Raw genomic sequence first — 23,029 nt, forward strand, 5'->3', positions numbered from 1 at the left:
CTTTCCGCTGTTTAATACAAAAAGGCAAATGGGGAAGGGGAAAGGATCTGAAGATATGAGTAAGACAAATAAACTCACAACTTCAATTGGGGATCAGGCCATGCGGCTGTTAACCCTGTTAATGGCCCTTGGTGTTCTCGTGCTTATGGTTTGGATCGGGTGGCAAATGTTCGACTCTGCGCGTCCAAGCATCCAAAAGTTTGGTTTTGGCTTCATTACGAATCGTGTATGGGACCCGGTGAAAGAAGAGTTTGGAGCATTTCCCTTTATTTACGGAACTTTGGTTACCTCACTTTTGGCCTTGCTTATTGCGGGTCCCGTCGGTGTGGGTGTGGCCATTTTCTTAAACGAAATGGCTCCATCCAGGATTCGAAAGATCATAGCTTTTTTAGTCGATTTGCTTGCTGCGATTCCTAGTGTGGTTTATGGCCTATGGGGAATTTTTGTATTAGCCCCCTGGCTGAGGGAGACTGTAGAACCTGGCTTAGCTAAATGGTTTGGATTCTCGCCCCTCTTTCAAGGTCCTCCTCTAGGTCTGGGTATGCTCGCAGGTGGCTTGATTCTGGCTGTGATGATACTTCCGACCATCGCCGCGATTTCCAGAGAAGTTATGGCTGCAGTACCGGATTCACAACGTGAAGCTGCGCTGGCTTTAGGCGCGACAAAGTGGGAAATGATTCGTATTTCCGTTCTCGCCTATGCGAGATCAGGTATTCTTGGCGGAGTTATGTTGGGCTTAGGGCGTGCCCTCGGTGAGACGATGGCGGTCACGATGGTTATCGGAAATCGTCCGGACATCCTTCCCTCGCTTTTTGCTCCGGCTTATTCGATGGCAGCGGTGATTGCCAATGAATTTACAGAAGCGACCTATAGCCTTTACCTTAGCGCTCTAGTTGAAATCGGACTCATTCTTTTTGGAATTACGCTTATTCTTAATATTTTAGCCCGCTTGCTGGTTTGGTCCGTTGCTCGTGGCCCTAAAGGGGGACATTTGGTATGAATTATACTCTCCGAAAATATCGCAACTATTTGATGTTGGGCATTTTTATCCTGACAACGGTGATCGCTTTGATTCCATTGTTTGGTGTGTTAGGATATGTTATAAAAAATGGCATTGGGTCGTTAAATCTAGAATTTTTCACAAGCCTTCCTAAGGCGATGGGCATGGCAGGAGGCGGAATGGCCAACGCAATCGTTGGTACGTTAGTCATGGTAGCAATCGCTAGTATCATTGGGATTCCAGTAGGTATTTTGGCCGCGATTTATCTCACGGAGTACGATAGAGATAGCTGGCTTAGTACAGGAGTTCGATTTACGACCGATGTTTTAACCGGAATTCCATCCATCATTATTGGAATTGTTATTTACACGGCACTTGTGCTTAAAATGAAGCATTTTTCGGCCATCGCTGGAGGGCTTTCTTTAGCGATAATTATGATTCCGTTGATTATCCGTTCCACTGAGGAAATGTTAAAGCTCGTCTCGCACACAATTCGTGAAGCGGGGTACGCGTTGGGAATTCCAAAATGGAGGACTATCTTACACATTGTTCTTCCTACGGCTGCCAAGGGAATCATCACTGGAGCGATGCTGGCAGTCGCCCGTGTATCAGGAGAAACTGCACCGCTATTGTTTACAGCCTTAGGGAATCAATACTGGGCCCATTCCTTAAACGAGCCCATAGCTGCCTTGCCTGTTCAAATTTATCAGTATGCCACATCTCCCTACAAAGAATGGCATCAACAAGCTTGGGCAGGATCATTGGTTTTGATTGCCATGGTGCTGATTTTAAACTTAATCGCGCGCTTGGCATTCAGATCTAAGAATAACTAGGATAAAGGGGGCTTTTAATCATGGAACGAAATTTAAGTGTTCGTGAGCTTGAAGCGTGGTACGGATCAAATAGAACTCTTAAAGGAATAAATATCGAAATAACGTCGAATCAAGTAACAGCAATTATTGGACCGTCAGGTTGCGGCAAATCAACCTTTGTCCGATGTATAAACCGAATGCACGAGACTCTGCCAGGTTCGAAAGTAAAAGGGGATATTATTTTAAATGGAAAAAGTATTTATGACCAGGATCCTGTTTCTCTACGAAAAATGGTAGGAATGGTCTTTCAAAAACCAAATCCATTTCCATCCATGAGCATTTTTGAAAATGTGATAGCCGGAGTTAAGCTTAATGGCATGAGGAATAAGCAAAACCTCCAAGATATTGCCGAAAAAAGCTTGCGTATGGCTGCATTATGGGATGAAGTCAAGGATCGGTTAAATTATTCAGGTATGAGTCTGTCGGGCGGTCAACAACAGCGTCTTTGTATCGCACGTGCTTTAGCGGTAGAACCTTCGGTCCTCTTAATGGACGAACCTGCTTCTGCCTTGGATCCCATTGCAACGATGCATATCGAAGAATTAGTCCGACAGCTCAAAAAAGATTATACGATCGTGATTGTGACACATAATATGCAGCAGGCAGCCAGAATTGCTGACTCTACGGCATTTTTCCTGAGTGGCGAGCTGGTAGAACATGGGCCAACTTCGGAGATTTTCACTAATCCCACAGATAAACGGACTGAAGATTACATTACAGGACGGTTTGGATAATTAAGGAGGGGACAGCTATGCGGCAGTCATTAAATGAGGGCCAACTGGAGTTAATAAAGTTATTAAAGGAAATGGGCGAAGAGGTTGAAAGAATCATCCAAGGGAGTATGCAGGCCTTAATCTCTCTGGACCGTACTCAAGCGGAATTCTGGATAGGAGAGGACCAGAAAGTCAATGATTATGAGAGACAAGTTGATGATATAGGTGTATTGCTAATTGCTACTCAGCAACCCGTAGCCAAAGATTTGCGGAAAATTATTTCAGCAATGAAGATTTCTACAGACCTGGAGCGCATGGCAGATTTGGGGATTGATATAGCAAAAGTTGTTCGCAGAATTGATGGCCCCCTTTGTAAACCGCTTGTTGATATCCCATTGATGGCCCAAAAGGCTCTTGTGATGATGGACCAGGGATTAGAGGCCTATGAGCGTGAAGATATGGAGCTAGCTCAAGGGTTGGCCAATCTAGATGATGAAATTGATCATCAATACAATCGAGTGGTTCGCGATTTATTAGAGATTATGTCTCGTCAGTCCGAATATTTAGATCAAGGGTTACACCTGACGTTTGTTGCTCGCTATCTCGAAAGAATTGCTGATCACGCCACGAATATTGGAGAAAATGTCATTTATATTGCCACAGCTGAACGAAAAGATCTTAATAAATAGCAAATGGGTATTAACCGCATTAGGTTAATACCCATTTGCTATGCCTCAAAAGCTATCCTTTTTATAGGAATAATTTTGACCTTGTTGAAGTGTTGGTTTATACTAAGATAGGTAAAACGGTGATTTGAGGTGTAACCTTGGCAAAAAAAGTAGCAGTTGTCACTTTAGGATGTCCGAAAAATCAAGTTGATAGTGAAGTCATGGCAGGGTTTTTAGCTCAGAATTACTCGCTGACGGATTCTCCTGAACAGGCAGATATCATAGTTGTGAATACATGTACTTTTATTCAATCGGCTAAGGAAGAGTCCATAGAAACAATTTTTGAGATGGCAGGTTATAAGGGATCGTCAAAGTGTCATACTTTAATAGCGACTGGTTGCTTAGCTCAACGTTATGGGTCTGAATTAATGCAAGAAATTCCCGAGCTTGACGGTGTTTTAGGGACGGGAAACATAGATGAAATCGCAGCGATTGTTCAAGCTGCGGAAAAAAAACGAACGAATCTCATAAAAGCAGGGGCTCCGAATTTCTTGCATCATGAGCTAATGCCCAGGAAACGATCTACGCCTGACTATTTAGCCTATGTGAAGGTTGCGGAAGGCTGCGACAATTACTGTACGTATTGTGTTATACCCTATGTGCGCGGGCATTTTCGCAGCCGCTCAGAAGAATCTGTGATTCATGAAGTGCAGGAGATGGCAGCTCAGGGAGTTAAGGAAATTATGGTCATGGCGCAGGATACTACCCGCTTCGGGCAAGACCTGGAAGGAAAACTCCTCCTCCCACGGCTCATTAGGCGGCTTGCTCAAATTGAGGGAATTGAATGGATTCGTTTGATGTATTGTTACCCTGAGCGTTTTACAGACGAGCTCATAGAAACCATGCGTCAGGAACCTAAGGTATGTAAATACATTGACTTGCCGTTGCAGCACGCGGATAATAAAATCCTTAAAGAGATGAATCGCCAGGGAACAATTGAACAGGCTGAGGAGTTAATCAGGAAATTACGCGCAGCAATGCCGGAGTTGACTCTTCGTACGACCATGATCACCGGGTTTCCCGGAGAAACAGAACAAGAATTTGAGACAATGGTTAAGTTTATCCAACGTGTTCAATTTGATCGTCTCGGAGTTTTTGCCTATTCTCAAGAAGAGAATACCCCTGCTGGCAAACGTGAGGATCAGGTTCCGATTGAGGTACGGGAGCGGCGGCGGGATCAGATGATGCAACTGCAGCAAGATATATCGTGGCAGAGGCAACAACGCTGGGTTAACCAGATCGTTACGGTGCTGCTGGAACAAAGGCTTCCGGATGGACAGTGGATGGGACGAACAGAAGGAGATGCTCCGGAAATTGATGGGCAGGTCTACATCACCCAAACAAGTGGGCAATTCCCTCTTCATGTTGGGGATATGATCAAAGTTCGCATTCTTGAGGCGGATAGTTACGATTTAATAGGAGAGGTTGTCTCGTGAATTTACCCAATCGTTTAACTCTAGCGCGCATTATCTTAATACCAGTGTTTATGGCCTTCTTGCTTCTCCAAGTGCCTAAAGGCCAAACTCTATTCCCTCATCAAGAAGTGGTCGCAGCTATCATTTTTATTTTAGCTTCCGCCACCGATGGATTAGACGGCTATATCGCCCGTAAGCGTCATCAAGTTACAAATCTCGGTAAATTTATGGATCCGTTAGCAGATAAACTTTTAGTTTCTGCTGCTTTGATTTCCCTTGTCGAACTGGGGGAAGTAAATGCTTGGGTGGCTTGGATAGTTTTAGCAAGAGAGTTTGCTGTGACAGGACTTCGGGCCATAGCTGCAGTAGACCGGGTCGTAATTAGCGCAAGTAAACTTGGTAAAATCAAAACCATTACCCAGGTCACTGCTATTTCCGCCATTTTGCTCCATGATTGGCCTTTTTCCCTCGTTGGTCTGCACATAGGACAACCACTTTTGTATTTGGCTTTATTCTTTACTGTAATTTCAGGCCTCGATTATTTGCTCAAATCCCGAAAATTATTACATAAATAAAGGTTTTTAAACTTCTAAATGCTTCTTTTTTACATTGAAAACTTTAGAAATAAGGGAGAGCTTTCCGGCAGAAAGCTCTCCCTTAAACAATTTCATAGATTTAGCATAAATTACCTTTCAAGGATAAATCTTAAATTTCTATACGATATACTGCGTGCTATAATGTTGATATAGCATAAAGTATTGCAGACGGAGGAAAATGCGTATGACAAAACAGCGAATATTAGTCATTAGCTTTGTTGGACTAATCATATTCGGCTTATTATTAGGAGGAAAGCTTCTTTATCAGAAAAAATGGGTCGATTCATCCATTTTAACTCGAAGTCAAAAAATTACTGGAGTAGTCTCGGCTAAAACAATCCAAGTCAATGGTCAAGATGAGATGGACGTTACTACCCAACATATCGTTAATTTACGTCAAGTAAGTTTGGACTTAGAGACAATTGCTGGCAAAGAACCTATACGATATTTGGATCAGAGAAATGATTCCCTCAGTACATTATTTGAACAAATGCAGTTCGCTATCCAAGAAGGAATTTCTCGCGGAAATTTTACTGAAATGGCTCAAAGCATTCAAACAATGGCGGAAAAGTCAGGTGTCCAGCTTGAATTGGAAATGGATAGTGACGCAATTTATATTTTGCTGAATCAAGGAAATGCTCAATTGATCGAAGTCGTCGAACGTCATGGTCAAGGGCAGTTTCTGGAAAGTAAAAAAGAATAAACTTAAGTTGTTTGTGTAAGTTAGCAAACCAATTAGTATGCTGTGAGGAGGAGACTATGTGAGACGAGACATCCTTATCGGTTTAGGTATAGGTATATTGGCCTTTATGCTAGTCATCGGCTATAATGTTTTACCTATCGTGTTGTTGGGTTTCGGAGGATATTTTCTATGGACTTTTGGGATTTCACGTCAAGTCATTAAAAATGGCCAAGGCGTGGCTATCACATCGACAATGGTTAATTTCGAGGATATTGGCGGACAAAGTATTGCCAAAAAGGAACTTCAGGAGGCCTTGGATTTTCTGCGTTACTCTGATCGGATGAAGGCGTTAGGAATTCGTCCTTTGAAAGGGATTTTATTATCGGGGCCTACGGGAACGGGAAAAACATTGTTAGCTAAAGCAGCTGCTAAATATACCGATTCTTCGTTCTTGTCAGTTTCGGGAAGTGAGTTTGTGGAAATGTACGCAGGTGTTGGCGCTGAGCGGGTACGAAGTTTATTCAGAAGAGCACGGGAAATGGTCAAGAGAGAAAAAAAATCAAGTGCCATTATCTTCATCGATGAAATGGATATTCTGGGGGCAAAGCGTGGCAGCAATGTTTCCCATCACGAATACGACCAGACCCTTAATCAGTTGTTGATTGAAATGGATGGTCTTAAAACCGATCAAGGCCCTCATATTTTGGTAATGGCTGCAACAAACCGCCCGGAAGCGCTGGATCCTGCGATACTTCGCCCAGGACGTTTTGATCGTCAAGTTAAAGTTGATCTTCCCGATAAAGAGGGAAGAGTAGCTATCTTGAAAATTCATACTAAAAACAAACCCTTAGCTTCTGATGTGGACTTAGAAGCAATTGCCCATGAAACGTTCGGTTTTTCAGGTGCACATTTGGAGAGCGTTACGAATGAAGCGGCCATTTTTGCTTTGAGAGATCAAGTCAATGAGATTACAGGACGTCATTTACATGAGGCCGTTGAAAAGGTAATGCTCGGAGAGAAACTTGATCGAAAACCGACTGCAGAGGAATTACGTCGTATTGCCATTCACGAAAGTGGACATGCCATGCTTGCGGAAACAGTAAGACCAAACTCAGTTTCTCAAGTTTCGATACGTTCAAGGGGAAACGCTTTAGGGTATGTCCGTCATTACCCGAAAGATGATCTATATCTCTATACCCAAGCCATGTTAGAAGAACAGATCATGGTTGCCCTAGCGGGAGCTTTAGCGGAAGAGGAAATTCTAGGAACTCGGAGTACAGGTGCAGCAGGAGATTATGAGCAAGCTCTAAATCTGGTAGAAAAAATGCTTCTAGCGGGCATGTCTTCTTTAGGAGTAACCGATGTCTCTCTATTAAGTGCTGAACAACGTCAACCCGTAACAAAAGATATCTTAGCTGAACTGGAAAAACGTACAATGTTTATTATACAGCAGAACAGGGATACCTTGCTGCGGATTACCGGGATTTTGCAAGAAGAGGAAAGTTTAAGCGGGGATACTTTGCGAATTTATTTACAAAATGCTGCCTAATGGTTTAGAATCTCATTTTGAGGTTCTTTTTTTTTCTTTTTGAAGGATAACTTAATAAGAGGTGAGAAATAACTAAGCAAGCATAACTAACGTGGATATATTTGCGTTGATACTAGGAGAGTGATAGAATAAAATGAAAGCTGAAATTGTAGCTACTGGGACGGAGTTGTTACTTGGAGAAACACTTAATACAAGTGCTCACTACTTAACTGGAAAACTTTCCTCTTTAGGCATCGAGGTAGACTATCATACTACAGTTGGAGATAATTCAGAACGCTTAGAGCAAGTTTTACGCCAAGCGATAGATCGTTCAGACCTTTTAATTACAACCGGAGGGTTGGGACCGACGGCAGATGATCTGACGAAGGAACTTGTTGCTAAGGTTTTGGATTTGCAAATGGAGTTAGACCAAGCCAGTTTGCAACAGATTGTTCAGTTCTTTGGTCGACGGAAAGCTCCAATGCCTTCTAGTAATGAGAAACAAGCCTATTTCCCCAAAGGCTCTAAGATATTGCCCAATCCTATTGGTACAGCACCTGGCGCAATCATTGAAAAGAATGGTAAGACAGCTATTATATTGCCAGGTCCTCCATTTGAAATGAAACCGATGTTCGATGATTATGTCTGGTCCGAGTTGCAACGAATGATTGGGCCAGATTCTGAACGCATGAATGAACGCGTCGTAAAGGTTTTTGGTATCGGAGAATCTGCTATTGAGGAAGTACTGGATGACCTCATGCATCTTCCAGATGTATCAATTGCATTATTAGCGAAACGAGCGGAAATGCATATTCGTTTAGTGGCGAGAGGGACGGAAACGACATCGAGAATTGCAGAGGATTCTTTAAATCATGCGGAGGATGAAATCCGACAACGTCTTGGAGACAAAGTTTTTGGCCGTGACCAGGAGACAATGCTGGGCATTGTAGGGCAAACTCTTAAAAAGAATCATTGGACGATTGCTACAGCCGAGTCTTGCACTGGAGGCTTACTTGGTGCGACCCTAACTCAAGAATCGGGCAGTTCAGAGTTTTATCTTGGAGGGGTTGTAAGTTATTCGAATTCTTTAAAACAACAACTTCTAGGGGTCCAAGAAAAGACCCTTAATCAGTTTGGTGCCGTAAGCGAAGAGGTGGCGAGAGAAATGGCTGAGGGTATTCGGCTTAAATCGGGATCAGATCTCGCTATCTCAACGACAGGTATTGCTGGTCCGGGTGGAGGCAGTGACTTAAAACCGGTGGGGTTGGTTTATATTGGGATTGCTTCACCGGAGGGAGTTTATGCGCAAAAGTTTCAGTTTTATGGAGAACGGGAGTCTGTGCGTCAATTAACCGTTCAAGCCGCCCTGAATGGGATAAGGCAGTACATGTTGAACAAGGAAAGGGGATTATTATTAGGTGATGGTTGAACGTTTACAATCGTTTGGAGATATTCAGTTAAGTAAGCATATCGTACAGGCTTTGTCGGAAATGGGATTTGAGGAGCCTTCCCCAATTCAGCAACAGGCAATTCCTGTTGCCCTCGAAAATGTCGACGTTATCGGTCAAGCTCAGACTGGTACAGGTAAAACAGCTGCTTTTGGAATTCCAATAACGGAAAAGGTGAATTCAAAGTTTCAAGCTGTACAAGCCCTCATTGTCACGCCTACTCGCGAACTTGCCATACAAGTCGCAGAGGAAATTGCTAAAATCGGAAAGTACAAGCATGTAAAACCTTTGCCAATCTATGGTGGACAACCAATTGATCGGCAAATACGTGCCTTGCGGATGGGGTACCAAGTTGTCGTTGGAACCCCGGGAAGGTTGTTAGATCACCTAAATAGAGGTACATTACGATTGCAGCATGTCAAGATGGTCGTTTTAGATGAAGCAGATGAAATGCTGGATATGGGATTTGTTGAAGATATCGAGAGCCTTTTAAAGGCAGTTCCTGAAGAAGGCCGCCAGGTTATGCTTTTTTCCGCGACGATGCCCCAGGCGATTCGCAAGTTAGCCCAGACTTATATGAAAGATCCCCGTTCCGTGACTGTAAGCAGAGATGAATTAACGGTTCCGCTCATTGACCAAGTATTTTATGAGACAAGAGAGAGCATTAAAGTTGACGCTCTCTGTCGAATCATTGACATGGAGGATATTGGGCAGGGGATTACATTTTGTCGAACGAAACGAGGCGTGGATGAGCTTGTTGTAGCTCTTGAAGCCCGCGGATATGTGGCAGATGCTTTGCATGGAGACTTAAGCCAGCAACAGCGGGACCGTGTTATGAAACGTTTCAGAGATGGAAAGACGGAACTGCTTGTCGCCACGGATGTTGCAGCTCGGGGGTTGGATATTAATAATTTGACGCATGTCATAAACTTTGATATACCTCAGGACCCTGTTTCGTATGTGCATAGAATTGGGCGTACGGGACGTGTTGGCCGACGTGGACAAGCGATAACCTTGATTTCCCCAAAGGAATACCGTCAGCTCCGTTTGATCGAAAACTTAATCAAGACACGAATACGACGCCAAGAGCTTCCTTCGTTAGCCGATATTAGTGAGCGCCAAGCAGAGAGTCTGAAGAACCAACTCGTTAAATTTATTCAAAACAATCGCTTAGGAAACTATCGTGCGATTGTTGGAGATCTGCTCGAAGAATATGATTCTACCGATGTTGCTGCGGCTGCCTTAAAATTTGCGGTCGAGGGAGCCAATGCTGAAGAACGAATTGACGACAATGATCAGGATATTAATTCTTTCGGAAATACTGGAGCTGCACCAGGTATGGTTCGGTTCTTCATGAATATCGGCAGAGTTCAACAAATTCGCCCGCAGGATATTATTCGCTGGATTGCTGAAGAAAGTGGGATTCCAGGAAAGATTATTGGGATGATCAATATCTATGATAAATTTACCTTTGTAGAGGTTCCTGAAGAATATGCTTCAAGGGTGTTAAGCTGTATGCATCAAGCGATGATTAAAGGGCGAAGAGTTAGCGTTGAACCGGCTAAAGCTCGTGAAAACACTGAATATTAGGCCTGACGAAAACATCGAAGGAAAAAGCTAGTCTGTTAAGACTTAGCTTTTTCTATTATTGTCAGGGTTATGGATTTTTGATTAGAATAATAGCCTAGCCTTACTGTCGAATAGAATGATAAACAAATTGACAAGTATCGAGGCTAACCTCTATAATGATAATCGAACAGATGTTTTGCAAGCGCGAAAACGCGTTTTAATTAAGTTGAGGAGGACGGCAAATGGCTGAAACAAATAAGCTAAAGGCGCTGGATGTTGCGTTAGCACAGATTGAAAAGCAGTTTGGCAAAGGTTCCATTATGAAACTAGGAGAATCTTCAACTGGAATGGCGATAGATGTTATACCTACGGGTTCTCTGGCCTTAGATCTGGCATTAGGGGTCGGTGGAGTGCCGCGTGGTCGAGTCATAGAAATATTTGGACCTGAGTCTTCCGGCAAAACAACGGTCGCCTTACATATTATTGCTGAGGCCCAAAAACTGGGTGGAGTGGCTGCTTTTATCGATGCAGAACATGCCCTTGACCCTGTATACGCTAAAGCTCTGGGAGTTAATATTGAGGAACTGTTAGTTTCACAGCCAGATACTGGCGAGCAAGGGTTGGAAATTTGCGAAGCGTTGGTACGAAGTGCTGCCGTTGATGTTATTGTTCTTGATTCGGTGGCGGCTTTAGTACCTCGGGCGGAAATAGAGGGAGAAATGGGCGATAACCATGTCGGTTTGCATGCCCGCCTTATGTCTCAGGCCCTGCGCAAGCTAACCGGGTCAATCAGTAAGAGTAACACCTGCGTTGTGTTTATTAATCAAATTCGTGAAAAGATTGGCGTAATGTTTGGCAGTCCAGAAACCACAACAGGGGGGCGGGCCTTGAAATTTTATGCCACGATCCGAATTGACATTCGTCGCCAAGAAGCACTCAAGCAAGGGCAAGACATTATCGGCAATAAAACTCGGATTAAAGTAGTGAAGAATAAAGTTGCTCCTCCTTTTAAATCTGCTGATTTTGACATAATGTATGGTGAAGGGATTTCTAAGGAAGGAAGTATTGTAGATATCGGCACGGAAATGGAGATAATATCCAAATCAGGTGCCTGGTACTCATTTAATGGTGAACGTTTAGGGCAAGGCCGGGAAAATGTCAAGGAATATCTCAAGCAGCATCCAGATATTGCCCTTACCCTTGAAACGTTGATCCGTTCTAATATGAACGCCTCTGTCACATCCACTACGGCAGAAGATGGTTCGCTTGACGAATTATAAACTTCAGAAAAGTGCTTGGGACACCGCTTTGGATTGTTTATCGAGAAGGGCATTGACGAATCACGAACTGGAGACCCGTCTCAGTGATAAAGGATTTGAAATAGAAGAAATTCATAAGGCGATGCATAAACTGGAGAATTATGGTTACCTGAATGACCAAGAGCTTGCTTTAAACTATTCCAAAGGCCGCCTTAAACGATATTCGCGTCGAAGAGTTATCGCAGATATGCAGAATCGAGGAATCGCTCCCCACTTAATAGAGCAAGTGTTGGGGGAAGTCTATTCTAGAGATGAGGAATCTCAACAGTGTTTGTCTCTTGCCCGAAAATGGTGGGCACAAGAGGAGCAGCATTGGGAGGAAAAGGTTTCTAAAGAGACTAATAGGAAATTTGTTCCCGTTAAACTATGGGTACAGCAAAAAGTTGCCCGGAAACTTATGCAACGGGGATATTCTTCAGATATGGTTAGAGACGTAATTGCAGAAATTCAATCGCTTCGGAACAATGAGATGACAGATTTTTAGTCTTAATAACCGTAGATTTCTTTAGAAAATCTGAATAGAATTTACCCATTTAGGACAAGCTTGACATTAATTGCAAATGATATTAAAATCTTAACAGAGACCTGTCTCTGTTAAGATTTAGCCTTTAATGGTTTTCTTATAGATTTCGTGAATAGTCAGTTTTATATTGTTTTTTGACTAACGAGAGTTGTAGGAAGCGGGAGAGGACTTCCGTCTTAAAGGTTTGCTTAAGAGACTGGTTTTGGAAACCAGTTTTTTTTATTTAAGAATAAAATTTAGAATTTTTACAAACAAGGAGGTGTGACGTATGATCGCAATATTTATTACAGGGTTAGTTGCCATATTAGTGGGATTAGGTCTAGGGGCCTTAGTTGGCTGGCATATTCGTAGAAATACTGCAGAGAAGGTTATCGGAACCGCAGAAGAAGAAGCAAAACGGATCGTTGAAAATGCGCTGTCTGCTGCAGAAAGCAAAAAACGAGAATCAATTATCGCTGCAAAAGAAGAAGTCATGCATATCCACAATGAGGTGGAAAAGGAAACCCGGGAACGTCGTAATGAACTGCAGCGGCTGGAACGACGCCTATTACAAAAAGAAGAAAGTTTAGACCGAAAAATTGAGTCCCTTGAACGTAAAGAAGAGACTTTGCATCGTAAGGAAGCCGAAGTGGACTCTCTTAAAGATGAGTTGAATCAGCTTGTAGACAAAGAACAAGCTGAACTAGAGCGTTTATCCGGCATGACCTCGGAAGAAGCCAAGCAGCTTCTTTTGAAAAGAGTTGAGGAAGAAGTTCGCTATGAGTCAGCGATCATGATTAAAGAAATTGAGACTCGCGCTAAAGAAGAAGCCGAAAAAAGAGCTAAGAACGTTATTTCTTTGGCTATCCAGCGGTGTGCCGCTGATCATGTCGCTGAGACGACAGTATCTGTTGTGGCCCTGCCCAGTGATGAAATGAAAGGGCGGATTATTGGCCGCGAAGGACGCAATATTCGAACTTTGGAAACTTTGACCGGAATCGATCTTATTATTGATGATACACCTGAAGCGGTAATTTTATCCGGTTTTGACCCCATCCGCCGCGAAGTAGCTCGTATTGCTTTGGAAAAATTGATTGCTGATGGCCGTATCCACCCAGCTCGTATTGAGGAAATGGTGGAAAAAGCTCAGAAAGAAGTCGATCAAAAAATCCGCGAAGAAGGAGAGCAAGCTACCTTTGAGACTGGGGTTCATGGACTTCATCCTGAATTGATTCGTTTGCTTGGACGCTTAAAATTCCGTACTAGCTATGGCCAAAATGTCTTGAAGCATTCGACGGAGGTTTCCCACCTCGCCGGATTAATGGCAGCCGAGTTAGGAGTGGACGTTCAATTAGCAAAACGTGCAGGGTTGCTGCATGATATCGGTAAAGCGGTTGATCACGATCTAGAAGGAACTCATGTTCAAATCGGAGTAGACTTAGCGAGAAAATATAAGGAATCTAGTGATGTTATCCATGCTATTGAAGCTCACCATAATGATGTAGAGCCAAAAAGTATAGTAGCTGTTTTAGTTGCTGCGGCTGATGCAGTTTCCGCAGCTCGTCCCGGTGCGCGTCGTGAAACGTTGGAAACGTATATCAAGCGTTTGCAAAAACTTGAAGATATTGCAGAAAGCTTTGAAGGAGTAGAAAAATGTTTTGCTATTCAGGCTGGACGGGAAGTTCGGATTATTGTTAAGCCAGACAAGATTGATGACGTGCTTGCTCCGCGAGTGGCACGGGAGATTAGTAAACGTATTGAAGAAGAACTTGAATATCCGGGACAAATTAAAGTCGTTGTTATACGTGAAACTAGGGCGGTTGACTTTGCCAAGTAATTATAATGGAATCTTTGATCAGGCGATCGGAAAGATCGCCTGATTTTTGCTTTATGGACTTCCGCTCGCAGAGCCTCTAAGGCTAAATATTAAACATAAAAGTGATTGAAAAAAGAATTTTGCAGGAGATTGTGCCCTTTTGCCGAATAATTCTCTTGATAGGACAGAGCAAAAGAGAGGATTGACAACGGTGTTTAATAATCTACCCAACGATGTAAGACGTGGTTCCGATGGAGTTGATTTGTTGACTTCAATTTTGATGAGATATTCTGAATTAGGTGCTGTTCATTATTGGTATGAGCAACATGCCCTAAAGTTTACATTTATGATCAAACAGCAGATAGACCTTGCTTCCTTAGAAGATATCCTTAGACCTGCTCTGGAGTTTTACCATCATCTTGAAGGACAGAAAATACGTGTTTTGGAAATAACTTGCCGAAACGAAGAAAACGTTAGTGTTCTGACAATAGTACGTGATCTAGAAAGCGTTAGCCAACGTGAAGTAGGACTGATTGTAGAACTCCTGAAACGTAAGTTCGGAAAACAGTTAGTATATGATGAAACAAATCTGGCAGACGAAGAATTAGCGTTCCAGGAAGAAGTAATAAGTCAAATGCTAACCTCTATTAAATTTATGGATATCCAAAGAAACGTCATTGCCTTGAGAGACGAAGGCCGTGTTTTAGTCTTTAATAATTAGTTTAAGAGAGCTCCAAAGGGGGAACAGTATCAAAATATCGATGAATCGATCGGTAGTTTGGAACTCGCAGAAGGAGGTTTATGGGTTGCGCTTACTTTTTGTCGGAGATATAGTCGGTAAGCCTGGAAGAGAAGGAATCAAACGTTTTTTAAAGCCACTTCAGCTGGACTATGATATTGATGTGACGATCGCGAATGCTGAGAATGCTGCTTCAGGAAAAGGGCTGACCAAAGAAATAGCTGAAGAACTTTTTGATTATGGAATCCAATTTTTCACCATGGGGAATCATGTCTGGGATAATCGCGATATTCTGAATTTCATAGATCGTGAGACAAGGATGATTCGCCCTGCCAATTATCCTATAGGGGCACCTGGGCAAGGATACGGCTTTATACGAACCAAGGGCTATAAGATTGGAGTTTTAAACCTATCAGGGCGGATATTTATGAACCCTTTAGATGATCCTTTCAGTGGCGCTATTCGCTGGATTAACCAACTTAAACAGGAGACCCCCATCGTTCTTGTCGACTTTCATGCAGAAGCTACTTCAGAAAAAGTTGCCTTAGGATGGTTTCTCGATGGAAAAGTCAGTGCAGTCGTTGGAACTCATACTCATATTCAAACTGCTGATTCTAGAGTTCTCCCTCAAGGAACGGCTTATATTACCGATGTAGGAATGACAGGACCAAGAGATTCGGTCTTGGGGATTAAGAAAGAAATTATAATCAATCGATTTTTAACTCAGCTTCCTGCAAAATTTGAATTGGCGAATGGACCAATTCAAATAAATGCTGTAGCGATTGAAATTGATGAAGGATCAGGCAGGGCATTGAAGATTGAACCGATTCAACGTTTCATCGAGGTATAAAGTAATTTTTCCATAAAAGTCAGAAAACTTAGTTAGAAAAAGAGGATTTCTTCTGCTCACTCTCGAATACATATATTCATAGTTGTGGTAATACCTGTAAACGAATCGAGCAGGAGGATGAATTATGGATGTATTAAAAGTTTCAGCAAAATCAAGTCCCAATGCTGTTGCAGGAGCTCTCGCAGGAGTTCTGCGTGAAAGTGGCGGAGCGGAGTTACAAGCTATTGGGGCTGGGGCCTTAAATCAAGCCGTTAAAGCTGTAGCTATTGCACGCGGTTTTGTGGCGCCGGGTGGCGTTGATCTTGTTTGCATTCCGGCTTTTACAGATGTTGTGATTGATGGAGAAGAGAGAACAGCGATTAAGTTAATCGTTCAGCCGCGCTAAGTTGTGTAAAGGCACCTGTTTGCATGATTAACGAGCAAACAGGTGCTTATTTATTTGAATTTAGCCCCTTAAACATTAGGAGAAGAGGTGCTACTTTGGAGAACTATTTTATAGTTGACGGACATTGTGATAGTATCGCTCATTATGTCAACCATGAGAGGACATTGTCAGCGCCCACGGAAGGCGGTCACTGGGATATTCCTAGAGCCAGAAACGCTAATGTATCTCTCCAGTTTTTAGCGGCTTTTATAGAAACTCAGTATAAACCGTCAAAGGCGACTTGGAGAGGTTTAGAACTTATCGAGGGAGTTCATCGTTTTGTCGAGGCACATTCAGATCAGGTTTTTCTTATTCGGGAAAAATTGGACTTAAATAGAATACCCGAGCCAACAAAGATTGGAGTTTTGTTAAGCGTTGAAGGCGGAGAAATCCTCGGGGAAAATTTATTCATGGTTGATACGATTTTCAGACTAGGAGTAAGATCTTTGGGGTTAACTTGGAATCAACGAAATGCTTTAGCAGATGGAGTGGGGGAAAAAGAAACCCACAGTAAATTGACGCATTTGGGTCAAGCAGTCGTCAAGCGTATGAATCAATTAGGTATGCTGATTGACGTTTCACATTTGAATGAAGAAGGGTTTTGGCATGTTTTAGACCTTACAGAATATCCTGTAGCGGCCACTCATTCTTGTGCACAATCACTTTGCCCCCATCCACGCAATTTGACAGATCCTCAACTGCGCGCTTTAGCGAAGCAAAAGGGAATTGTGGGAGTGAACTTTTATCCTGAATTCTTAAAAGGGAACAGCCCTGTGACTCGACAAGATGTTGTTCGTCATATAAGTCATATTGCTGAGGTAGCCGGCGTAGAGACGGTGGGTTTTGGATCGGATTTTGACGGAATCGATGCGACACCTAAAGGTCTGGAAAATGTTAGTGACTACACATATCTCATTGAGGATTTAGAAAAAATCGGATTTTCAAACAAGGAAATAGAACAGATTTCAGGTGGGAATTTTATCCGAGTATTATCAGACGTGCTAAAGTGAATGAAGCTACGATTGTTTGGGAAAAGGGGTAGAAGCATTGGATTCAGCAATTGATCTCTACGATGTTGATTTACATTGCCATACGACGGCATCTGACGGATTACTATCACCAACTGAAGTTATTCGCTCTGCCGCAGCGTTGGGGTTAAAAGGGATTGGCATTACTGACCATGACACAATTCAGGGTTGGCAAGAAGCTGAAATAGCCGGAAGAAACTATCAAATTAAGCTGGTGAGGGGGATTGAATTAAACACTGATTGGAAGGGACGAGAGGTTCATATTCTTGGTTATGAGCTTGATGGCTCGTCGGATTATTTAAATAGACAGTTAAAAGGTCTGCGTAAGGCACGTGAACAAAGAATGCTTGAAATTCTCGATCGTTTTAACCATTTAGGTGTTCAGATAACCTTCCAGGAAGTTCAGCAATTTGCTCTAGGTGAATCAATTGGCCGTCCTCATATTGCTCAAGTACTTTTAGAACGCGGCTATGTCAGCAGTATTAAAGAAGCTTTTGAACGTTTTATTGGAAGAGGTGCTCCGGCTTATGTCCCTCTTTATAAACTGACTCCAGAAGAAGGGATCGGCCTAATTAGAGAAGCGCATGGGGTTGCAGTTTTGGCCCATCCAGGGGTCCGTCGCCTTGAAGATGGAATCCCAGCTTGGATTGATGTTGGGCTGCAGGGGATTGAAGTTTCGCATTCTGAACACAATCATGAAGATGAACAGAGATATCGCACTTTGGCGAAAGAGTATAACTTACTCATGACAGGTGGATCAGATTTCCACGGTGAAGCTCGTAAACCTGGAGTGAAAATTGGGTATTGGGGAGTCGATGAAGAAGTAATTCTACAAATCTTCGACCTAGCGCAGCGTAATTAAGTGCTAAATAAAGAGCATCAGGGTTAAAATACGATCCCTCGGCATAGAATATTATTGAAGAACAAGTCGGGGGGCGTTAGGCAGTGGATTCTACGGATGAAATACGATTACTACGGGCACGTGTTGGAGAATTGGAACAACGTGTTGAACATTTAAGAGTAAGTCGGCGAGTCTTGATGAACTTATTAGAAAAAGTTGAACGCGAAAAGGTTTCTCTAGTTCATCAACTAGAGAAAGAGAATGTTCGATTGCAGCGGGACAATAAACGATTTGCCAAATGGATATTCTCGAAAAACAAAGAAATCGTTGAGCTTAAGGAAATAGTTGAATCATCAATACAAAAAGCATGAGTCGAAAGATACTTCTCATGCTTTTTAATGTTCATTATCTGCCTTATGGAGCATCTGGCCGAGTTTAGTGCTTGGAGTATGGTGCTCGCGAATGAGTAGGCATATTCTGGGATTTAGCCCGATTTTATGAGCTAAATTACCGCCCCAAAGCGCATGATGCTTAGCTATTTTTAATGGAGCTGCCAAGAATGCCGGACCATTTTCTACACGAATCCATAGGGATTTTGGCATTTGCTGCATCAGAACTATAAATACGCGCTGCCATAGCCGGATAGTGACGAGAGATTTGCCACAATCATGCAGAAGTGCAGCAGTCACTAGATCAAGATAATCAGAAGAAGAAAGAATATCTTGATAGTCCAGCAGACTTTGGGCAACTGAGAGAGCGTGTCGTTGTTCGGCAGGAGATTGTTGAAGAAAGAGTGATTTGGCCTTAGGGGATAAAAATCTTATTGCTTCGAAGGTTTCTGAAGGATGAATACGGGGAAAAAATGCTTGAACAAATTGATGGACTCGATAGAACATGTTGATTCCTCCTTTCTCCATCATAAAGAACTAGAATCTAGTTGACAAGCACGCTGGAGTATTTTCCTTGATTTATGGGAAATATATGCATGATAGGGCGTTGATTTTCAAGGACGCAATGATAGTATCCTGTCTCTGAATAGAAAGCACAAATATTAGAGGAAACGCTGTTTTAATCATAGAATATCTGATATACTAATTAGAAAACTATTTGGAAAGGGAGCTAGTCATGCAGTCCAATCGTATTATCCAAGAAGCCCTTACGTTTGATGATGTTCTTGTCGTACCCGCAAAGTCAGAGATTCTCCCACGGGACGTTGATGTTAGCACTTATCTCACTAAGAAAATCAAACTCAATATACCGCTTATGAGCGCAGGAATGGATACTGTAACGGATTCCCGTATGGCAATTTCTGTGGCTAGAGAAGGCGGCATAGGGATTATTCATAAAAATATGAGCATTGATCAACAAGCTTTAGAAGTTGACAAAGTCAAACGATCAGAACACGGGGTTATTACAGATCCTATCTATTTGAAACCGGATGATAAAATTATTGATGCCTTAAAACTCATGGAACGATATCGGATCTCTGGAGTACCTATTACTGTTGAGGGAAAATTAGTCGGGATATTAACGAACCGTGATTTGCGATTTGAGAAGAATTATGATCGTCTAATATCAGAGGTCATGACGAAGACAAATTTAGTGACGGCTCCTGCGGGTACTACCCTTGAACATGCTAAAGAACTATTAGGTCAACATAAAATTGAGAAATTGCCAATCGTTGATGCAGAAGGAATGCTTAAAGGCTTAATTACGATTAAAGATATTGAAAAATCCAGGCAATATCCGAATTCAGCGAAAGATGAAAGAGGCCGATTGCGAGTTGGTGCTGCTGTTGGAGTGACAGCCGATACTCTGCAGCGCGCAGAGGCCTTAGTTAAGGCAGGAGTCGATGTTATTGTACTCGATACAGCACATGGACACTCCAAAGGGGTCATCGAAACAGTAAGAACTCTAAGACAAAGTTTCCCGGATACGCAGTTAATCGCAGGGAATGTCGCTACAGCGGAAGCAACTCGTGAATTAATCGAAGCAGGTGCGGATGCAATTAAAGTAGGCATCGGCCCAGGGTCCATCTGCACAACGAGAGTGGTGGCGGGGATTGGTGTTCCTCAAATTACAGCTGTTATGAATTGTGCTGAAGAAGCGGATAAGTATGGTATACCTGTCATTGCTGATGGAGGAATCAAGTTTTCAGGTGACATTGTCAAAGCCTTAGCAGCCGGAGCTCGTATTGTTATGATAGGCAGTCTTTTTGCTGGGACAGAGGAGAGCCCTGGAGACATGGAAATCTTTCAAGGACGGAGTTTCAAAGTATATCGGGGTATGGGATCAATTGGCGCTATGAAGGAAGGCAGCCGTGATCGATATTTCCAAGAAAAAGACCAGAAACTTGTTCCAGAAGGTATTGAAGGTCGAGTCCCTTACAAAGGTCCTGTTTCAGAAACGATTTATCAGATGATTGGTGGCTTGCGTGCTGGAATGGGATATTGCGGAACGGCAACGATTGAAGCCTTGAGAACGCAAACTCAATTTATTCGCATAACAGCAGCAGGACTTCGTGAGAGTCATCCGCACGATGTGACCATCACGAAAGAAGCACCAAATTATAGCTAGCCCTTCGCTAATTTCTTTAAATCCTCGAGACAGTTCAAGGGATATTATCACGGCAACATTCATTTAAAGCGAGATGAAACTAGTAGGAGAGAGTTTCTTTCAGACTCTCTCCTTGTTTTACGGGAGGTAACCATGAATACTGCTTTCTGGCGATACTTACTCCTCTTAGGCTTGCTCTTCTTTTTTTGGAGCGAGTTTTTTGTTTCGAGCGGTGTACTGAGTCAATTGGCGTTTAATTTTGCTCTTTTTTATCCTCTTGGCTTTTTAGTAGGGTATCGTCCTCGGCAAGAAAATCTTTATATCGCCTACCTCGCAGGTTTTCTTTTTAATGCCTTCTCGTATTATGTTGCGTACATCTATGGAATTCCTATTGAAAGTTGGATCATGGTAATTCTGGACTTCAGCAGTTTCATAATATTTGTTAAACTAGGAGCTGTCATCGGAAAACGTGCACAATCTAAGGATTAGGAGTGAGAAACATGAGAATCGTAATTGCCCCTGACTCATTCAAAGGTTGCTTGAATGCCTTTAATGTCGCGTTAGCTATGCAAAGAGGAGCTCGTAAAGTTTATCCGGAATGCTTCGTGGATCTTATCCCCATGGCCGATGGAGGAGAGGGCACTGTGGAAGCTATTCTAAGTGCTGTGCAAGGGAGAAAAGTAGAAGTAAGGGTAAAAGATCCGCTCGGACGTCTGACATCAGTAGCTTATGGGCTTATTGATCAGGATAAAACTGCGATCATTGAAATGGCAGCGGCTTCTGGGTTGCCTCTTCTAAGAGTAGAGGAAAGAGATCCGCGAATCACATCAACTCAAGGAACTGGAGAACTAATTCGGGATGCCTTAGATCGGGGAGTGAATAAGATTCTTCTTGGTATTGGAGGCAGCGCCACAAACGACGGCGGGGCAGGCTTAGCGGTCGCCTTGGGAGCCAAATTATTGGACGCCCAGGGAAAGGAGTTGCCTCCGGGGGGAGCGGCTTTAGCGAATCTTAAAAAAATTGACCTCTCAGAACTTGATCCGCGTCTCCCTGAGGTACAGTTTGAGGTTGCCTGCGATGTCCAGAATCCATTATGCGGTCCTGAAGGAGCAAGTGCGGTATATGGCCCTCAAAAGGGCGCTAATCCTGAGGATATTCGGGTTTTAGACGCCGCACTCTTTAATTTTGGGGAAAAGTTGAGTGCTCTCTCTGGGGTTAACCTCTTAGATTTGCCGGGTGGCGGAGCCGCAGGTGGATTAGGTGGAGGTCTCGTTGGCTTTTTAGGAGCAAAATTACGACCAGGGTCACAAATGATTCTTGACGTAGCGAATGCGGATAATAAAATTCGACATGCTGATTTAGTCCTGACAGGTGAAGGAAGGACTGACTTTCAGACTGCCTATGGAAAAGTACCGGTAGGGGTTGCCGCCTTAGCCAGAAAATACGAAGTTCCGGTGCTCGTTATTTCTGGTGCGGTAGAGGGCTATCCAGATCTCCTCTCAGAACATGGAGTTAGTTGTTCTTTTAGTGTCTCAGAGGGACCAGGAACGTTAGAAGAAGCGTTTTCTAAAGGGGAAGAACAACTGGAGAGGGCAGTTTGGAGGATTTTAACAGTTTGGAAATTAGGAGCTGCAGCTGCCAATAAGAAACGATAACAATTGATTAGATTTATCTGTGTAACCCCCTTTTTTCAGGAGGAAATATTTGGTATGTGGCGAATGAGTACTTATAAAGTAGTGATTTGCTGTATCCGAATATAAAGGGGGAATAATGGTGGCTGACTTGTCTCGAAGAGAGCGAAAGAAAAAGGAGACTCGTGAGAAGATTTATTCGAATGCCATGAAACTCTTTCGCCTGCAAGGGTTTGTAGCGACGTCTATTGAACAGATTACTCAACATGCCGATGTTGGAAAAGGAACCTTTTATAACTATTTTTCAACAAAAGAAGCGGTAGTACTGGAATTCTCCAGGCGAACTTGCCAAGACCTTGTCGACACAGGGCGTCGCAATCCTGGACTAACTACAAGACAACGTTTAGAAAGTATTCTTCACGATTGGACTGATTTCATGGTTCAAGATCGGGAAATTGCCTGGGTAACAATACGTAGTCGTGACGGAGCGGATTACGATATGAGTTTGCATTATGCCCTACTTGCCATCCTGGCTGTTGGGCAAAAAAATGGTGAGATCAATCTTGATTTTGATCCTGCCTTTTTAGCGGAAAGTCTTGAAGGAATGGTAATTCATCACTTTATTCGTTGGTTTGTTTCTGGCAGCGGAATTTTACATGAAGAGGTGAATAAGGCACTTAGCGTTTTCTTAGATGGACTTTCAGAAAGGCAGCAGGAAGCATGATGGGGTATACCATTTGAATTCCCGGCGTGATGTGATATAGTAAAACCA

General features: G+C 42.9%; 24 protein-coding genes. 23 read left to right on the forward strand and 1 reads right to left on the reverse strand.

The genetic code is table 11. The features are described 5' to 3' along the window. Positions 1–55 precede the first annotated feature (55 nt). The 19 genes from pstC (at position 56) to VZF35_RS22320 (ending at position 18,441) form a co-directional block, all read left to right on the forward strand. A complete protein-coding gene (gene pstC / locus VZF35_RS22230) occupies positions 56–1,000 on the forward strand; it encodes a phosphate ABC transporter permease subunit PstC (RefSeq protein WP_407308566.1) in 945 nt (314 codons plus the stop codon). Then, positions 997–1,833, forward strand: a complete 837-nt coding sequence (pstA, locus tag VZF35_RS22235) for a phosphate ABC transporter permease PstA (RefSeq protein WP_407308567.1) — start codon at positions 997–999, stop codon at positions 1,831–1,833. The genes pstC and pstA overlap by 4 nt, the downstream gene beginning before the upstream one ends. A 20-nt stretch (positions 1,834–1,853) precedes the next feature. Beyond that, positions 1,854–2,606 carry a phosphate ABC transporter ATP-binding protein PstB gene (gene pstB, locus VZF35_RS22240; protein ID WP_407308569.1) on the forward strand — a complete coding sequence of 251 codons (753 nt, stop codon included), beginning with the start codon at positions 1,854–1,856 and terminating at the stop codon, positions 2,604–2,606. 17 nt (positions 2,607–2,623) lie between these two features. Next, positions 2,624–3,274: a phosphate signaling complex protein PhoU gene (phoU, locus tag VZF35_RS22245; protein ID WP_407308570.1), complete on the forward strand. Its 651-nt coding sequence runs from the start codon at positions 2,624–2,626 to the stop codon at positions 3,272–3,274. A gap of 137 nt (positions 3,275–3,411) precedes the next feature. Further along, positions 3,412–4,749, forward strand: coding sequence for a 30S ribosomal protein S12 methylthiotransferase RimO (rimO, locus tag VZF35_RS22250; protein WP_407308571.1), 1,338 nt, complete (start codon positions 3,412–3,414; stop codon positions 4,747–4,749). Next, a complete protein-coding gene (gene pgsA, locus VZF35_RS22255) occupies positions 4,746–5,303 on the forward strand; it encodes a CDP-diacylglycerol--glycerol-3-phosphate 3-phosphatidyltransferase (RefSeq protein ID WP_407308572.1) in 558 nt (185 codons plus the stop codon). The genes rimO and pgsA overlap by 4 nt, the downstream gene beginning before the upstream one ends. Before the next feature lie 205 nt (positions 5,304–5,508). Then, positions 5,509–6,027, forward strand: coding sequence for a hypothetical protein (locus tag VZF35_RS22260; protein ID WP_407308573.1), 519 nt, complete (start codon positions 5,509–5,511; stop codon positions 6,025–6,027). A gap of 58 nt (positions 6,028–6,085) precedes the next feature. Then, entirely contained in the window at positions 6,086–7,555 is a 1,470-nt protein-coding gene (locus VZF35_RS22265; RefSeq protein ID WP_407308574.1) for an AAA family ATPase, read from the forward strand. Between the two features lie 133 nt (positions 7,556–7,688). Continuing rightward, entirely contained in the window at positions 7,689–8,963 is a 1,275-nt protein-coding gene (locus VZF35_RS22270) for a competence/damage-inducible protein A (protein ID WP_407308575.1), read from the forward strand. Beyond that, positions 8,953–10,572, forward strand: coding sequence for a DEAD/DEAH box helicase (locus tag VZF35_RS22275; RefSeq protein ID WP_407308576.1), 1,620 nt, complete (start codon positions 8,953–8,955; stop codon positions 10,570–10,572). Before VZF35_RS22270 ends, VZF35_RS22275 begins: the two co-directional genes overlap by 11 nt. 221 nt (positions 10,573–10,793) lie before the next feature. Beyond that, positions 10,794–11,831: a recombinase RecA gene (gene recA / locus VZF35_RS22280; RefSeq protein WP_407308577.1), complete on the forward strand. Its 1,038-nt coding sequence runs from the start codon at positions 10,794–10,796 to the stop codon at positions 11,829–11,831. Beyond that, positions 11,809–12,354, forward strand: a complete 546-nt coding sequence (locus VZF35_RS22285) for a regulatory protein RecX (protein WP_407308578.1) — start codon at positions 11,809–11,811, stop codon at positions 12,352–12,354. Before recA ends, VZF35_RS22285 begins: the two co-directional genes overlap by 23 nt. A gap of 307 nt (positions 12,355–12,661) precedes the next feature. Further along, a complete protein-coding gene (rny, locus tag VZF35_RS22290; RefSeq protein ID WP_407308579.1) occupies positions 12,662–14,209 on the forward strand; it encodes a ribonuclease Y in 1,548 nt (515 codons plus the stop codon). Between the two features lie 139 nt (positions 14,210–14,348). Next, positions 14,349–14,909 carry a hypothetical protein gene (locus tag VZF35_RS22295; protein ID WP_407308580.1) on the forward strand — a complete coding sequence of 187 codons (561 nt, stop codon included), beginning with the start codon at positions 14,349–14,351 and terminating at the stop codon, positions 14,907–14,909. An 85-nt stretch (positions 14,910–14,994) separates the two neighbouring features. After that, positions 14,995–15,777, forward strand: coding sequence for a TIGR00282 family metallophosphoesterase (locus tag VZF35_RS22300; protein ID WP_407308581.1), 783 nt, complete (start codon positions 14,995–14,997; stop codon positions 15,775–15,777). A 124-nt stretch (positions 15,778–15,901) separates the two neighbouring features. After that, positions 15,902–16,162, forward strand: coding sequence for a stage V sporulation protein S (locus VZF35_RS22305; protein ID WP_047808313.1), 261 nt, complete (start codon positions 15,902–15,904; stop codon positions 16,160–16,162). Positions 16,163–16,257: 95 nt separating this feature from the next. After that, positions 16,258–17,211 (forward strand): dipeptidase, encoded by a 954-nt coding sequence (locus VZF35_RS22310; protein WP_407308582.1) that lies wholly within the window; start codon positions 16,258–16,260, stop codon positions 17,209–17,211. 37 nt (positions 17,212–17,248) lie between these two features. Further along, a complete protein-coding gene (locus VZF35_RS22315; RefSeq protein ID WP_407308583.1) occupies positions 17,249–18,091 on the forward strand; it encodes a PHP domain-containing protein in 843 nt (280 codons plus the stop codon). An 83-nt stretch (positions 18,092–18,174) separates the two neighbouring features. After that, a complete protein-coding gene (locus tag VZF35_RS22320) occupies positions 18,175–18,441 on the forward strand; it encodes a translation initiation factor 2 (RefSeq protein ID WP_407308584.1) in 267 nt (88 codons plus the stop codon). A 24-nt stretch (positions 18,442–18,465) separates the two neighbouring features. Here the strand turns inward: VZF35_RS22320 and VZF35_RS22325 are convergent, their stop codons facing one another. Beyond that, on the reverse strand, positions 18,466–18,966 hold the full coding sequence (locus VZF35_RS22325; RefSeq protein ID WP_407308585.1) for an HD domain-containing protein: 501 nt from the start codon (positions 18,964–18,966) through the stop codon (positions 18,466–18,468). A 229-nt stretch (positions 18,967–19,195) separates the two neighbouring features. On the opposite strand from VZF35_RS22325, the gene guaB reads away from it, so the two are divergent. From guaB to VZF35_RS22345, 4 genes are all read left to right on the forward strand, one after another. Then, complete coding sequence (gene guaB / locus VZF35_RS22330; RefSeq protein ID WP_407308586.1) at positions 19,196–20,647, forward strand: IMP dehydrogenase; 1,452 nt, start codon at positions 19,196–19,198, stop codon at positions 20,645–20,647. A gap of 132 nt (positions 20,648–20,779) precedes the next feature. Next, on the forward strand, positions 20,780–21,115 hold the full coding sequence (locus VZF35_RS22335; RefSeq protein WP_407308587.1) for a hypothetical protein: 336 nt from the start codon (positions 20,780–20,782) through the stop codon (positions 21,113–21,115). Positions 21,116–21,126: 11 nt separating this feature from the next. Beyond that, positions 21,127–22,281: a glycerate kinase gene (locus VZF35_RS22340; protein WP_407308588.1), complete on the forward strand. Its 1,155-nt coding sequence runs from the start codon at positions 21,127–21,129 to the stop codon at positions 22,279–22,281. Positions 22,282–22,399: 118 nt separating this feature from the next. Continuing rightward, on the forward strand, positions 22,400–22,981 hold the full coding sequence (locus VZF35_RS22345; RefSeq protein WP_407308590.1) for a TetR/AcrR family transcriptional regulator: 582 nt from the start codon (positions 22,400–22,402) through the stop codon (positions 22,979–22,981). Positions 22,982–23,029: the final 48 nt, after the last annotated feature.

It is taken from the genome of Desulfosporosinus paludis, from assembly GCF_045689965.1.
GTDB lineage: Bacteria > Bacillota > Desulfitobacteriia > Desulfitobacteriales > Desulfitobacteriaceae > Desulfosporosinus > Desulfosporosinus paludis.